The organism is Vibrio sp. 10N.261.52.C11, from assembly GCF_041471405.1.
GTDB lineage: Bacteria > Pseudomonadota > Gammaproteobacteria > Enterobacterales > Vibrionaceae > Vibrio > Vibrio crassostreae_C.
Genome location: NZ_JBFROI010000040.1, coordinates 1 through 14626 on the forward strand (window position 1 = coordinate 1; position 14626 = coordinate 14626).

Annotated in this window: 15 protein-coding genes; 6 read left to right on the plus strand and 9 right to left on the minus strand. The window is 41.9% G+C overall.

Translation table 11 applies throughout. The features are described 5' to 3' along the window. Positions 1 to 36: 36 nt before the first annotated feature. The 3 genes from AB4323_RS16315 to AB4323_RS16325 all read right to left on the minus strand — a co-directional run bounded on the left by AB4323_RS16315 (position 37) and on the right by AB4323_RS16325 (position 1640). Positions 37 to 351: a helix-turn-helix domain-containing protein gene (locus AB4323_RS16315; protein ID WP_017061716.1), complete on the minus strand. Its 315-nt coding sequence runs from the start codon at positions 349 to 351 to the stop codon at positions 37 to 39. A gap of 117 nt (positions 352 to 468) precedes the next feature. Next, positions 469 to 708: a hypothetical protein gene (locus tag AB4323_RS16320; protein WP_017061717.1), complete on the minus strand. Its 240-nt coding sequence runs from the start codon at positions 706 to 708 to the stop codon at positions 469 to 471. A 338-nt stretch (positions 709 to 1046) separates the two neighbouring features. Next, positions 1047 to 1640 (minus strand): TfoX/Sxy family DNA transformation protein, encoded by a 594-nt coding sequence (locus AB4323_RS16325; protein WP_065583723.1) that lies wholly within the window; start codon positions 1638 to 1640, stop codon positions 1047 to 1049. A 192-nt stretch (positions 1641 to 1832) separates the two neighbouring features. Here AB4323_RS16325 and AB4323_RS16330 point away from each other — a divergent pair, with 192 nt between their 5' ends. From AB4323_RS16330 to AB4323_RS16345, 4 genes are all read left to right on the plus strand, one after another. Then, a complete protein-coding gene (locus tag AB4323_RS16330; RefSeq protein WP_017061719.1) occupies positions 1833 to 2141 on the plus strand; it encodes an Hpt domain-containing protein in 309 nt (102 codons plus the stop codon). Between the two features lie 10 nt (positions 2142 to 2151). Next, a complete protein-coding gene (locus AB4323_RS16335; protein ID WP_372152890.1) occupies positions 2152 to 4476 on the plus strand; it encodes an ATP-binding protein in 2325 nt (774 codons plus the stop codon). 258 nt (positions 4477 to 4734) lie between these two features. Further along, positions 4735 to 5595, plus strand: coding sequence for a helix-turn-helix transcriptional regulator (locus AB4323_RS16340; protein WP_102333684.1), 861 nt, complete (start codon positions 4735 to 4737; stop codon positions 5593 to 5595). Beyond that, positions 5588 to 6790 (plus strand): EAL domain-containing protein, encoded by a 1203-nt coding sequence (locus AB4323_RS16345; protein WP_372152892.1) that lies wholly within the window; start codon positions 5588 to 5590, stop codon positions 6788 to 6790. Before AB4323_RS16340 ends, AB4323_RS16345 begins: the two co-directional genes overlap by 8 nt. Before the next feature lie 54 nt (positions 6791 to 6844). Here AB4323_RS16345 and moeB read toward each other — a convergent pair whose 3' ends face one another. Further along, the gene (gene moeB / locus AB4323_RS16350) at positions 6845 to 7597 is read right to left on the minus strand and encodes a molybdopterin-synthase adenylyltransferase MoeB (protein WP_065583719.1); all 753 of its coding nucleotides are present in this window, start codon (positions 7595 to 7597) and stop codon (positions 6845 to 6847) included. Between the two features lie 12 nt (positions 7598 to 7609). Then, positions 7610 to 8845, minus strand: a complete 1236-nt coding sequence (gene moeA / locus AB4323_RS16355; protein ID WP_102393097.1) for a molybdopterin molybdotransferase MoeA — start codon at positions 8843 to 8845, stop codon at positions 7610 to 7612. Positions 8846 to 9061: 216 nt separating this feature from the next. Between moeA and folE the strand changes: the two genes are divergently transcribed. After that, positions 9062 to 9715, plus strand: coding sequence for a GTP cyclohydrolase I FolE (folE, locus tag AB4323_RS16360; protein WP_017061725.1), 654 nt, complete (start codon positions 9062 to 9064; stop codon positions 9713 to 9715). Between the two features lie 301 nt (positions 9716 to 10016). Here the strand turns inward: folE and AB4323_RS16365 are convergent, their stop codons facing one another. The 4 genes from AB4323_RS16365 to AB4323_RS16380 form a co-directional block, all read right to left on the minus strand. Then, entirely contained in the window at positions 10017 to 10670 is a 654-nt protein-coding gene (locus tag AB4323_RS16365) for a hypothetical protein (RefSeq protein ID WP_372100301.1), read from the minus strand. Then, positions 10663 to 11202 carry a YaeQ family protein gene (locus AB4323_RS16370; RefSeq protein ID WP_017061727.1) on the minus strand — a complete coding sequence of 180 codons (540 nt, stop codon included), beginning with the start codon at positions 11200 to 11202 and terminating at the stop codon, positions 10663 to 10665. The genes AB4323_RS16365 and AB4323_RS16370 overlap by 8 nt, the downstream gene beginning before the upstream one ends. A 117-nt stretch (positions 11203 to 11319) precedes the next feature. Further along, positions 11320 to 11529 (minus strand): cold-shock protein, encoded by a 210-nt coding sequence (locus AB4323_RS16375; RefSeq protein WP_010430417.1) that lies wholly within the window; start codon positions 11527 to 11529, stop codon positions 11320 to 11322. Positions 11530 to 11977: 448 nt separating this feature from the next. Beyond that, the gene (locus tag AB4323_RS16380; protein ID WP_102333680.1) at positions 11978 to 13063 is read right to left on the minus strand and encodes a PQQ-dependent sugar dehydrogenase; all 1086 of its coding nucleotides are present in this window, start codon (positions 13061 to 13063) and stop codon (positions 11978 to 11980) included. A gap of 270 nt (positions 13064 to 13333) precedes the next feature. On the opposite strand from AB4323_RS16380, the gene AB4323_RS16385 reads away from it, so the two are divergent. Further along, complete coding sequence (locus AB4323_RS16385) at positions 13334 to 14527, plus strand: multidrug effflux MFS transporter (protein WP_065583717.1); 1194 nt, start codon at positions 13334 to 13336, stop codon at positions 14525 to 14527. The last annotated feature ends 99 nt before the right edge of the window (positions 14528 to 14626 follow it).

Consider the following 14626-nt stretch of genomic DNA (forward strand, 5'->3'; position numbering starts at 1 on the left):
TCCAATTAGGAAACAAAGCGACGGGAGTGTTTAAATTCACTGCAAAACACATATTTTGTCAGTTTTATTTAAACTATAACCTATCTTGTAAATGGTATTGATTTCTATCCATCCACCGAGCCTAAGAAGCTTCTTTCTTAAAGACATGATCACCATATTCAATGCATTGTCACAGACGAATGAATTGGGCCATCCCATTTTTAGTAGATGGTGTTTGGTTAAATGCTCCCCTTGATGAGTGAGTAACTCTTTTAGAACTAAAAATTCACTGAGTGTGAGCTGGATGGGTTTTATCGTTGGGTGGTCGGCTAGCGAAATTCTTAGCGACCCTTTATGTAAGATTAAGTGCATAAACAAACAGCCAGTTTAATTATCATACCCGTATTATTTATTTGCTGCGATTACATGCAAGGTCAGGTTGAATATTAATCTGGCTATTATGCCTACTTAATGGGTTTTCCTTTCATATTACACATCAAACGAAACCATTTTATTTGCTGTTTTTGTATTAGTTATTTCAGTTTGTTTAAGTTCAACCTTACAACGTTCGCTTTGTGAGTTGAACGCGACTTGATTGCTAATAGGGTTTGAAGCGCAGTCAGAAGTCGGTACTTTCCCTGTCCAACGCACAGTGACATTTGCGGCCGCCGACTGAAAAGAGATAAGAGTTGCTAATACTGCTGTTGAAATAAAGATTAATGAACGCATATTTAGGCACCTTTTATTAGTGTTGTGTTGATATGCCTAGTTTGGTAGCGATAGGGCAGGTTGTAAAATAAATAGTTATAAATTCAGTTGCATTAAAACTTGAATGGTAATTTGTAGCAGAGGGAATAGTAGGAAACCAAAATAAAGGCTGGCAGTGAAAATTAAAACGGAGTGGGCGATCAAATGAAAGGGGAGGCTAATTTAAAGACGTTAAACTTGAGTGAAATCACTTAAGGACAGCGGGTTAGCCTAATGAGCCGTAGCTAGGAATAGCCACGGCATCAAATTGACCGCATTTGGATTTAACAAGAATCTAAGCTTCGTTAAAACAATATAGGCTAACAATAACTTTGAGCTTGGGTGCGCAATGCATTTTTTAGGTTCGTCGGCAGTTGTGAACGGTGTATACCCTGGATTGCACCCTCTAACGACCAAACTAACTCGATGGTTGGTTTATGGTGGGTATGCTGTTGGATAGCCTCTACAGCACCAATCGTGCCCAGGTTTTTGAGTTTCTCAATGGAGTTTATACCCGCTTTCTCAAGAAGTTGCTCAGTTGAGAATCGCATGTTGGGTAAGTCTTTGAGCCTTTCGGGAGCAGAAATATAACTGCTTCGTGATCTCTTTATTTGCTCTAGTGCGATTTCTGCTTCACATAGAGTCAAAGAATACTTGCTCCAAGGGTTTGCTGGCAACTTGTAATAATCCGCATTCTGACTTACTCCAAGTACGCTCGCATTCACCTTGGGGTAGCCCTTGTTAATAAAGTAGCCTTTTTGTGCCGGTGTTCCTCTGAGGTACAGCTCCCCACTTTTATGTAGAACGAGCAAAACGTGATCTACATAGAAGGCCGTTACGCCAAATATTTGTTTTATAGACACTCGACCTAATTGTTCCAAGCGTCTAAAAGTATGTCTGAAAAGTTGAGCCATTATTTTCACTCGATAATCATAAAAAGTGTGATCTATTGTCCAAATGTAGCCAGCAGTGAATATGGCATAAGCCAAGTTAAAAAACAGACAATGCCATTGGGCATTCCGGTTATTTAAATTCTCGATCTGCCATATCAGTTTTGTAACAGACGGTCAAAATTAAGGGGGGTCACGAAGGCGGGAGAAATTGGTATGTATAGCATCGACACAAATGTATTTTTAATGGCGACGGGTTGTAACTTTCAATCGGATATTGGCGTTCGATTTCGTCAGATTGCTATTAGAAGTTTGCACAAGGTTAATGATGATATTCTTCAAGGAGGTGAGTCCAATCGAGCGCTCGCCCATAAAGTGAAAGGCATTGCGTTATCTTGCGGGGCTACAGAGGTTGCAAGAATTTGTCTTAAATTGGAGCACTACGACGCGGTAATCAATGAAAGTGCCGGAAAAAAGATTTTGATGGATGTGTCTAACGCCATGATTCAACTTTTTGACGCTTAAGTTGGAGGATATGAACGTGTCTTTTAAAAATAAAATCATTTTCACCAACGCAACAATACTGGTTCTATTTGTGGTGTTGCTTACGTACTCCGCTATCGAAATCGTTCAGGTTTCTTCACAAAACCAATTTGAAGAGATAAAGGAGAGCATTACGGGAAATAACAAAAAGCTTCTACTTACCTTTGTGAAAGCTCAAAGTGTAACCCTTGATAAAGAGGTCGAGCTGATCACTGAGGAAGTGGAGCATGTAGCGATTGATTTTGCTCATGATTTTGTTAATGAATCGAAAAACGAGGCACTTCGTAATAAACAACTGGCTTATATCAACACAGAGCGTAAGCCTTTTATCAAAAAGGTGCTTTTTATTGACACTGAACGCAACCAAGAAGTCTCTATCACCGAAAATGGTATTGTAAGCCGCTCTATTTCTGTCGATTTTAGTCGCATGATCCACTACAAGAATTTCTATATAGGGAAAGAAGTTAAAGTGGGGCACGTCACTAAGTTTGCCATTTATATCCGTCCAGAGCACTGGGATAACGCGTTACTCAAATTTGATTTAGATTTAGAGTATTTTTCTCGTTCACTGACTTTTGAAAATATGATCGATGAATTCCAATACCGTTATTTCTTAGTAGACGACAGCGGCAAGCTTATCGCGTCGAATCTACAACAGAATGTCGACCAATTGATGTCTGAAAGTGTTTTTGATGAACAAATTCAAAAGAGTGTCGGAAGCCATATCATGTCACATTACTTGGGTAGTTTTGTGGTAAGTGGCGAAAAAGGTGTTTTCAATGTCACTTTTGTTCAGAACCGTCAAACCGGTTGGAGGTTGATTTTAGTCACGCCAGAGCATGTGATTCGTTCCAGTTATGCGACCACCAAAGAGCTGGTTTTATCTGGTGATAACTCGTTGATCAAACGCCTGTTCTTTGCTTATATCCTTTTGCTTGGTCTGTTTTTAGCTATTAACTCAATCGCGGTGAATAAGATGCTGATACCTATTTCTAAATTGATCGCACAAGCTAAATATCTAAAGCAGCGTGATTTTAATAAATCCAGACATACTGTTTATAGTAATGGAGACGAAATTGAACAGCTTTCAAAGGCTTATTCTGAGGCTGGGATCCAGATTCAAAATTTGATTGAAGGGCTTGAATATGAAGTTGAAGAGCGAACGAAGCTGTACGAGATAGCAGCGCAAGAGGCGAGTGAGGCCAATAAACAGAAATCGGTGCTGCTTTCAAATGTGTCCCATGAGGTTCGCACGCCACTGAACGCGATTATTGGTTATACACATATGCTAAGCCATAGCAAAAACTTTGACGAATATCGCCATCAGCTGAACGGTATTTCGAGTGCGAGCAATACTATTTTAGGCATTGTGAATGACCTATTGGATTTTGAAAGAGTAAAAGCAGCAAGCTATTCATTAAACCCTAAATGCCTGTCAGTAATGAGTTTGATGCGCGAAATTGAAAATACGTTTTTTCCGCTTAGCGAGTCTAAACAATTGTCGCTTGATATTATATGCAATGTCGATGCTTCGACAACATTGATGATTGATGAGCTTCGTATTAAGCAAGCAATCAATAATATAGTTTCGAACGCATTGAAGTTTACAAACAAGGGAGGGGTGACAATAGAAGTTTCAACCGACGATAGAGCATTCAATATCTCCGTAAGCGATACTGGAGTCGGTATTCCCCAAGATAAATTGGATGCGGTGTTTAACGGCTTTGAACAGGTTAATCAAGAAGACCAACAGTTTGGTTTTGGCTTGGGCTTGGCGATAACTAAAACCATCGTAGAGTTAATGAAGGGTTCGTTGCGTGTTGAGAGTGTGCTCGGCACCGGTAGTACTTTTGTTATCTCACTCCCAGCTCAAGAAATTATGAATGTTCTTGAGTGTTCTAACGGTGTTGCTGAACAGGTATATAACGTTAGAGAGCGCTTAGACTGCACAAGTAAAAAAGCCTTGATCGTTGATGATGTTGAGTTCAACCGAGAAATTCTAGAGTTCCACTTAAACGAGCTAGGTTGTGAATGCATGACCGCGAATGATGGTTTGGAGGCTTTAGCACTCGCTTCTGAACATGACTTTGATGTTGTACTGACGGATATTTCAATGCCGGTTATGGATGGCATTGAGCTTGCTTCTGAGTTGGGAAAGCGTAAGCCATCGTTACCTATAATTGCCGTTACGGCACGAGCTACCATTCAAGAAGAGGCTCGAATGGACCAATACTTTTCGTGTTATCTAACCAAACCGCTCAACCCGAGCGATCTAAAGCTAAAGCTTCATCGCGCTTTATCAGGTGGTACTTGCTAACTTAGTTAAATACTCCTACCTATAACCTGAGGGTAAGCCATCTTCGGATCTTCATGTATTATTTTCATCTGTTTTTCTGAGAGTTATGGGCATTGTCATCAAGATAATGCCCAAACTGTTATGAAAATAACTATCATCCAATAAGTGTTGAGAGTAGCTGGGCATTTTCAAATTATTCAATCACAGCTTGCCCTTAGCTTTTGTTCGTATTTAATTAAAAATAAGCTAAATCACAATAACGAATAAGAAAATAAAGCTATGTTTGGAAATATTATACGTACGTTTCGTGTTAATAATGGTTTGTCTCAAACTAATTTTGTTGATGCGATTCAAAGAAGTAACTCTAACTTTAACAACCTGGACGTTGTGACACTAAGCCGTTGGGAAAGAGGAGTAACAACTCCCCACTTAAAACGTCAAAACGAGTTACTGGACCTTATTGGAGTCAACATATTTGATGTTTGGGAGGCAAACGACTCACAAACAGTTCTCACAGGGTTAACGAATAAATTTAATAATAACGGTTATATTGATATGAACATGCACGTCCAAACAGAAGTTACGGTGATTAACTCAAATAATTCATTCCTTCTTGGGAAGATTACCAAGTTAATTGATGTCATCTTTGAATATGAGGATAACGTTATGCTCAGTAATTTAGAAGATTTAGATCTGAGTAGAAAGGTAATTATTGAAAAAATAATAAATCAATATTCTGGAGAGTTAACGCTCGTCACGGTTAATGGGCAATTAATCGGACACTTATTAAGTGCTAACTATAATCTTGCAGCAGATTTTTTGGAGCAAGTCTTAGTATCTAAAGAAGATAGAGCACATTTAGTTGTTACTTTTAACTGCACTCATTATTCGTCATTTACAGACACAATGGGCAGAGAGGCGTACAAGTATCTACAAAGCTTAAATCCAGATAAAGAGCTTTATATACTACTGAAAAGCAAAAGGATTTTTGATCTGTTTTTTTCATTGGGCTGCGAGTATCGAAGTGTAAGAAGTAACGATAGATCAATGAAGGTCATGAACTTGGATTCAAAGAAAATGAAATCACAACGCACTTGGATGGATATTATTGCAAACTATAAAGGTGAAGAGAATGAATAACACAGTATTGATTGTTGACGATGTTGAACTATCGAGAGAGGTCATTAAAAATGCGGTCTCTTTATCTAATAAAAAAACATCTGTACAGTTTGCAGAAAATGCGTTCGATGCAATGAGCAAAATGCAAAACGCATCATTTGATTTGGTGATTATGGACATCATGATGCCCAATGGCGATGGATTTGAACTCTTGAGTATGATGTCGAAACAAAATGTTGAGTCTAAAATAATCATTATTTCAGGTTTGGATAAATCCATTGTTAGCTCGGTGAGTATGCTTGGAAAGCTCTATGAGTTAAATGTTGTCGCTTCACTAGAAAAGCCTATTTGGGCTAACCAAATAAGTGAGTTGGTTGATAAAGCACTTGAAGTTGAAACCATAACCAAAAGCGAGCTTGGCTTTGGTAACCGTGCAACAATCATCGATGACGATTTTCCCATCAATCTGGTTTATCAGCCGCAAGTTGTTTCGGATATAAATGTTATTTCGGGGTTTGAAGTGTTGTCACGATGGTCTGATGAAAACGGGACCTTACTTCCACCGAGCTATTTTTTGCCAGTAATTGAAGAGCTAGGAAAGCAAAAGGTTTTTACCAATATCGTGATAAATAAATTCATTCAGGACTATCATCTCCACTTCAGTGAACTTGATAAATCGTTGAGGTTCTCAATTAATATCGATCCTAATTTACTGACTGATGAATCTGTTGTCGATAATCTACTCGAGATCTATAAGCAAGGTATTGAGCATACTATCGTTGTAGAGCTGACTGAAAAGGGGCTTTCAGGCAATATTGAAAAAGAATTGTTGGCAAATATTTTACGGCTAAGGTTGAATGGTTTTGAGATCTCTATAGATGACTTTGGGATGGAAGCATCGAATATTGAACGTATTGTCAAACTGCCTATTAGTGAGATAAAAATAGATAAAACCATTACATGGGGACTTTGCCATAACATTGATTACATGCAAAAAATCGATGAAGTTAAGAAGCTCGTTTCGGTAAAAAACGCACGTATTATCTATGAGGGTGTTGAAAATAAAGACACCTGTGCATTTCTGGAAGCTCTAGGCGGCTTTAACCAACAAGGTTTTCTTCATGGGGTTCCATCACTACCTGAAATTGTAGTTGAGATGCTCGCAGAGCAAAAGGAGCTAGATTACGTCGCTTCTGAATATACTTCTAATCATTAACAACGTATTAGGGTAACGAGCCAAAGCCAACTCAATGGGCTTTGGCTCTTTTTATTACTTACCACACACCGAACAATTAGGCATCTTTATTAAATTCATTTCACGCCAGCTGTGAGACATGGCATCGAGAATCAAAAGTTTGCCTTGCTTTGGTTGTCCAAACTTGGCAATAACCTTGATAGCTTCCAAAGCCTGAGCCGCGCCTACCATGCCAACAACAGGTGCCATCACACCGGCTTCAACACAGCTTAGAGCAGCGTTGCCAAATAGAGCGCTTAAACACTGGTAACAGGGTGCGTCAGCATCTTGATAAGTGAAGACGCTAATCTGACCTTCCATGCGAATCGCAGCGCCCGATACAAGTGGCGTTTTTGAGGCGTAACACAAACGGTTAAGTTGATTGCGCGTTTCAACGTTGTCGCTGGCATCAAGTACTAACGAATGCGCTTCAATGAGCTTTGCTAGTGCCTCGTCATCAAGTCTGTGGTCAACCGTTTCAACTCTAAGGTGTGGGTTTAACACCTGTAATGATTCAGCGGCTGAAACGACTTTCTTCTTACCAATATCAGCGTCGGTGTGAAGCACTTGTCGTTGCAAGTTTGAAAGCTCGACAACATCGTCGTCGATCAGCATTAGCTTACCAATACCCGCAGTCGCAAGGTATTGAGCAGAGGCACAGCCTAAACCACCCGCACCTAACACCAAAATCGAGCTCTGTTTCAACGCTTCTTGACCCTCAAAATCAAACTGCTTGAGAATGATCTGGCGGTTATAGCGAAGCATCTCTGCGTCAGACAGTATTTCCATCAGCAAGCCTCGTTAGTAAAGCGTGGAGTTAAACAGTTGAATCTGAACCGTTTCACCGACTTCAACACGGCCACGTTCGCGCTCTAGTACCACAAAGCAGTTTGCTAAGCTCATTGAGCGGAAAGCGCCAGAGCTTTGGTTACCTGTTGTTTCTACTACAAACTTACCGTTTTCAATCGAGTAAATACCACGTTGATAATCAGTACGGCCTGGGCCTTTTTTGAATGCAGATTTAGTGATCGCAGGAATCGATTCTGGTGCTGTCCACGCAGTGTGACCGGCAAGTTTAGCCAGCATAGGTTGAACTAACACGTACATGGTCATCATTGCAGACACTGGGTTACCCGGTAGGCCACAGAACCAAGCGTTGTCTAGCTCACCAAATGCGAATGGTTTACCTGGTTTGATTGCTAGTTTCCAAAAGCCGATTTCGCCAAGCTCTTCAAGAATGTCTTTGGTGTAATCAGCTTCGCCGACACTTACGCCACCAGAAGTGACAACTACGTCTGCCAGTTCTTGCGCTTTTACAAAGGTTTCTTTAAGCGTTGCAGGGCAATCAGGAATAATACCTAGGTCAATTGCTTCGCAACCAAACGCTTCAATCAGTGGTTTGATACCGTAGCGGTTGCTGTCGTAGATCTGACCATCTTCAAGAGGCTGACCTAATGGCTTGAGCTCATCGCCAGTAGAGAAGAAAGCGACTTTAGGTTTGTGTGCCACAGTTACATGACTCACACCGAGCGAAGCAATCATTGGAATGTCACGAGGTGTTAAACGTTCGCCACGGCTAAGAACGATATCGCCTTGCTTGATGTCGTCACCGGTAGGGCGAATGTTATTGTTCAGCTTGATGTCGTCTTGCTGAATCTCAATGCCAGCGTCAGTTTCAGCAGTGTTTTCTTGCATGATTACGACGTCACAACCTTCCGGGATCTTTGCGCCAGTCATAATGCGAATACAGGTGTTTGCTGGCCATTCACCTTCAAAAGGTTGACCTGCAAAGGACTTGCCCGCTAAAGGCAGCACTTTACTGTTCTCTAGGTCTGCTAAGCGCAGTGCATAGCCGTCCATTGCTGAGTTATCAAAAGGAGGGACGAAAATAGGGGATAGAATATCTTCAGCAAGTACGTAACCCAATGCTTCTGCTAATGGCAGTGATAAGGTCGTTTGAATAGGTTGAATTGGTGATAGCAGCTTATCTAGTGCTTCTTCAATTGGCATCAAGCCCGGAGCGTCGCAACAGCCCATAATTGAAATCCTTTGATCGTTATTATTTTGATTTGGCGGTTGGCAATAGGGATTCAATAGTTATCAAATCATGATGGTTCGCCAACGAAATTCTAGCCACTCTAGCACAGTTTAAGCCCCGTAAATAATGACCTCCCTTAAAATATGGGTGTATTTATTCAAAATTCCGAGTATCCTTGTTTGCCATCCAGAAGGGGTAATAAAAGAGGAAGTTCAATGTCAGGTCTTAGCGAATCAGCGAAGTTGGTTAAAGATGCGCTAGCAAGCCGTGGTTTAGAGACACCAATGAGTCCAAACCAGGTTAGCCGAGAAGAGAAAAAGGAACGAATCGAACACCATATGCGTGAGATTCTCACTCTCCTTGAACTTGATCTTACGGACGATAGTCTGGAAGAAACACCGCAACGTATTGCTAAAATGTACGTGGATGAAATTTTCTCTGGTTTGGATTACGCCAATTTCCCTAAAATTACGGTAATCGAAAACAAGATGGGCGTTCGTGAAATGGTACGAGTAAAAGACATTACCGTGACCAGTACTTGTGAGCACCACTTAGTGACGATTGATGGTAAGACTGCGGTCGCTTATATCCCTCGTGGGAAAATCATCGGCCTTTCAAAGATTAACCGTATTGTTCGATTCTTTGCTCAGCGCCCACAAGTTCAAGAACGTATGACGCAGCAGATCCTTGTTGCACTGCAAACGCTACTCGAAACTGATGACGTTGCTGTCACCATGGATGCGGTTCATTACTGCGTAAAATCACGCGGTGTAATGGACGCGACTAGCGAAACGACAACAACAGCTCTGGGCGGTATCTTCAGATCAAACCCAGCAACGCGCCACGAATTCTTACACGGCCTGCGTTAATACGTTTCGTTATTGGATGCACGTGATTTAGCCTTTGTAAATTGAAGTTCGTTGAAAATATTCTAAGCCTCGCTTTATGCGGGGCTTTTTTACGCCTGCAATGAAGTCAACTGTAATGGCTGAGAATGCTGTTATTCCCTAAAGTGAAGAATGAGCGACTTATTCACTTTCGCCATTCCCTAAAGTGAGGAATGAACGTAATAGGGAATCTGTTGCGGCCAAGCAGAAAAAGCACGCTCTATATCTTAACGTTTGTTGAAAGCATATAGAGCGTAACTAGAATCAGTCGCTGGTGGAGTGCTTAAGAAAGGTTAAACAAACGCTTTAAGTGGTGAACAATACCGGATGGCTTGTTCTCGGCTTGATAGATGCTCAAACCATCGTAAAAACTCGCCATGAACTCTATGCGAATCTCATCATCATTGCTTCTCGATATACGAGACAGTAGCGTAGCGGCTACAGCTGCGTGATCATTGGCTAGGCTGTAATCCATTCCTAGTCGTCCTTGAATGAACAACCACAAATGCGTGACTAGTTTTAACTGTTGAGCGTTAGAGTTTTGAAACTTGTCGCTGTGCTCAGTTCCCACTGTATTATCGAATACATTTTGCATCGCCTCATTCGCTTCTTTATTGCTTTCAAAGCGATAGCTTGCATCGATATGTTCCTTGGTTAGCAAGCCAAGCAACGTCTGACGTGCAGAGTTCTCCGGCTTGTTCTCGCAAGCGTGTTTAAACAAAGCGTGGTTTTCATCAATAAATGACGACAGCTCTTTCTCGTAGCCTGTCGAGAGCGCTTTGACTGAACCTAAACCTGCTTCTTTTAAACACTGGTGAAGCTTGGTTCTAGCTTGTTGTTTGGCTTTGATTTCTTGCTGCGCGTCGGCTTGCTGCTTGGCTTCTTCTTGCAGGCTAGCTTCTGTTTGCGAATTATTCGGGGTTGGACGCTCAGTCATTACTCTGTAGCTCTTCCCACGTTACTTCTGCCGATTGAGTATCGCTGTTAATGAAAGCAGAGTTACCCGTCAGCATGACTGAAAGATCCATCGTACGTTGTGTCATCGCTGCTAGCTGCTCAATACCATCGTTGTCTAGACGAACGATCTGAGCTTTTAGGTAGCCGAATTTACCTTTGTTCTGCTCCCACCAAACGTTTGATTTAGTGTTGAAGCTGAATACGCGTACTGATTTAGATAGGCGAGTTGCCTTCTTAACACGCTCTGGATCGGGTTCGCCCACATCGACCCATTCTAGGATTTGATCGTCTAACGACTTCTGCCATAAATCGGGTTCTTCAATGCTAGACAATCCTTTAGTGAACTCAAGTTCAGGAGATGCATTGATACAGAAAGCCATGATTCGAGCCATCATTCGCTGTTCTGTTTCAGAAGGGTGTTGTGCAACCGTTAGATTGAAAGAGTCGTAATAGTCGCGATTCATATCGGTTAAAGAGATACGAAACTTGTAGATTGTGGGTTTAAGAGCCATTGAGAGGGTGTCTTAGGTAGAAATAGTGAAGGGGAATATTACCTTAAATCTCTGAATAGCGGGTAAAAAAATAGCCAGCAGAGGCTGGCTATTTTTAGAAAGCTTTAAAATACCAGATTAAAGTACTTTGATGCTGTCAGCTTGTGGGCCTTTTTGACCTTGAGATACTACGAACTCAACTTTTTGGCCTTCAGCAAGAGTTTTGAAACCGTCGCCAGTGATAGCAGAGAAGTGTGCGAATACGTCTGGGCCGTTTTCTTGTTGAATGAAGCCGAAGCCTTTAGTTTCGTTGAACCATTTTACTGTACCAGTAACTGTGTTAGACATGATGATATCCTAAAATTAAATTTTTATTTTGAGCCAATTGTGGCACTGATAGCGTGGAAAAGTTTATTGCTATTGCGTACAACACAACGGGGTTACTAGTAATCCAACGAAATGTTTATATACAAAGAACTTTCTTTCTAGCCGGGAACGAGTCTAAATCAAATCAGGGGATAGTCAATCGAATACATAGGGAAAGGTTGCAGAAACTTGGGGGTAGTCAAACTTTGCATTCCTTAAATATCATGGAGTTACAGTTGTATGGTGATTTGTTGTAGTTTTTGTGAAAAAGGTGGTCGAAATTGATGACGAATTTGGAGTAAATGCACTGTTTTAGCGCATTCATTTTTGCAAATTTAAAGCCGCTAACTTGGCGTTGAGCCCACTTTTAACGGCTTATATTTATAAATGTCGTTGTAAGGTAAGTGCCTTTACTTGAACGAGGTCTCGGCTACTTTTTCAAGCGGTACAGGTTGCCATTATCAGTGCTGAAGAAGATGTCTCCGTTTGGTGAAGTTTCGATGTCTCTTACCCTTTCGCCCAAGTCCTCTAAAATGCGTTCTTCCTCGATTGCCTCACCTTGTTCATTGACTGTCACAATATTGATGTGAGTAAGTTTTAGTGCGCCAGCCAGCAGTTTGCCTTTCAGCTCTGGGTATTTGTCTCCTTGGTAAACAATCAAACTGCCCGGAGCGATTGAAGGAACATAGACTTTTTTTGGCGCTTCAATACCATCTTTGGTTTCCGATTCGCCAACGCTGATAGGGCCCCAATACTCTTTTCCGTGTGAGGTGACAGGCCACCCATAGTTGGCACCCGCTTTTATTAGGTTAATTTCATCACCACCGCGAGGGCCGTGTTCAATCGACCAAAGCTTTTGAGTCGGGAAATCGTAATACAGACCTTGTGGATTACGATGGCCAAAGCTCCAAATTTCATTGAGCACTTTGTTGTTATCCGTGAATGGGTTATCGCTTGGTGTGCTTCCATCGGCATTCAGTCGTAATATTGATCCGGCGTGAGTCATGGTGTCTTGGCCGTTGTCTCGATCACCACGGTCGCCGATTGAAAAATACAGGTGGCTATCATCAAAGGTGATACGGCTACCAAAGTGACGTCCGGTGTCCGTTCTAGATTTAGATACAAACACGTCTGTCCAATTGATGACTTCATTATTGCTGTAATTAGCAGAAGCCAGTGTTGTTACGCCTTCATCATCGATGTCTTTACTGTAAGTGACGTAGAACTTTCCGTTTTCAAAAGGGGAAAGTGCGATATCTAATAATCCACCTTGGCCTTTCGCCCATACATTGGGCAGCCTGAAGAGTGTGTGTTGATCGCCAGTTTTTAAATCGACATGTTTAATGACGCCTGATTTTTCTGTGACTAGCATGGACTTATCGTTGACATAAGCCAGTCCCCAAGGGATCACGAGTCCGTCGGTGATCTTCTCTGCCTGCCAAGCAAAGGCTGACGTTACAGGACCTGAGGCAAGCAGCGCCAAAGCACATGAAAAAATACGGTGATGAGTGTTCATTGAAGTCCCTTGATTATGAGCATCTAGTGTTAGTCTAGCGCTTGTGGCCGATAGGCGGAAAGCCGAGGTTGCTGAAAAGTGACTATTCACATATTTAGTTGAACGCCTATTGTATGATTATACAAGCTCACGTATGTTTACTCTGCCTTTCTCTATTTGATCCTGTCGGAGCATTATGAACAACTCACCAGCAGCATTTTCGCTATTTTCTCAGTTTTTATGTTGTGAGTTAGATACGCACGATTTTTCTTCGAACGGACCTATTAAACGATGAGTCGTGGATTTGATTTTAAATCGATCTTACTTGCGTGCTTGGTCATCAGTATCGGTCAGCTCAGTATGGGACTGGTGTTTCCATCACTACCTTGGATCGCCAAAGACTTCGATGTATCACTAGAGCAAGCCCAGCTATTGGTAAGCGTGTACCTATTAGGTTTTGGGCCTTCCCAGTTTATTTATGGCCCTATTTCCGATGCTCTTGGGCGCAAGAAAGTGCTGCTGAGCGGATTATTAATCGCCATGCTGGGACTATTGATGATCATTTTCTTCAGCCACTCGTTTACCAATATGGTGATGGGGCGATTTCTACAAGGCCTAGGAACCGGCTGTTGCGCTGTACTTGCTCGTGCCTCGACGCGCGATAGATTCAACGGCGCAGACTTGCCTTTGGCTATGTCTTATATTGCGATGGTTGCCTCTATAACACCTTTGATCGCGCCTGTTATCGGTGGGTTTATTAACTTCCACTTTGGCTGGAGTATGGTGTTTATCTCACTACTTGGCTATGTCTCATTGGCTTGGGTGGTATTGGCGTTCAAGTTTAAGGAAACCGTCACTAAGGTTTCGGCTATCCCTTCACCGAAGAAAATGATTTCTCAATACAAAGAGCTACTCACTTCTCGTTATTTTATGAGCTTTGCGAGTATTGGCTGGCTTAACTTTAGCTTGATGATCACCACCGTATCAGTGATGCCATTTATCATGCAAAATCAGATTGGCATGACGTCAGATGAATACGCGATGTGGGCGGTGATTCCTGCATTAGGCATGCTCGGCGGAACAAGCTTATGTAACCGTATTCGCCCTATGCTGGGCAACAAGAAAACTCTGTTATGCACACCTGTATTACATGTGGCTGCGGCGTTGTGGCTTTTCTTTTGTCCACTTGAGCCACTTTATTTAATGCTTGGCCAGTTCTTGATGATTCTTGGCAATGGTATAGCGTTACCTTGTGCTCAGGCGTTGGTGATGTTGCCTTATAAGAAGAACGCTGGCGCGGCTGCTGCGATGTCTGGCGGAGGGCAGATGGTGGTGTCTTCAATGGTGAGCATGGGGCTGGTTCAGTTAGGACTAGGAGAAGCGTGGCATCTATCGCTTGTCATCATGTTGTTCACACTGATTACCCTGTTTAATATTTTACGTGGTTTCAGTAGTCAAGAAGCGAGAGAGTCCCAGCTTAGCTAGTTATTTAATTATTTAGCTAGCTAGTGAGTGAAAAACGAAAAGGCCATTGAAGTTTATGATTTCAATGGCCTTTATTATGCTTAGAGCTTAGAGCTTAGA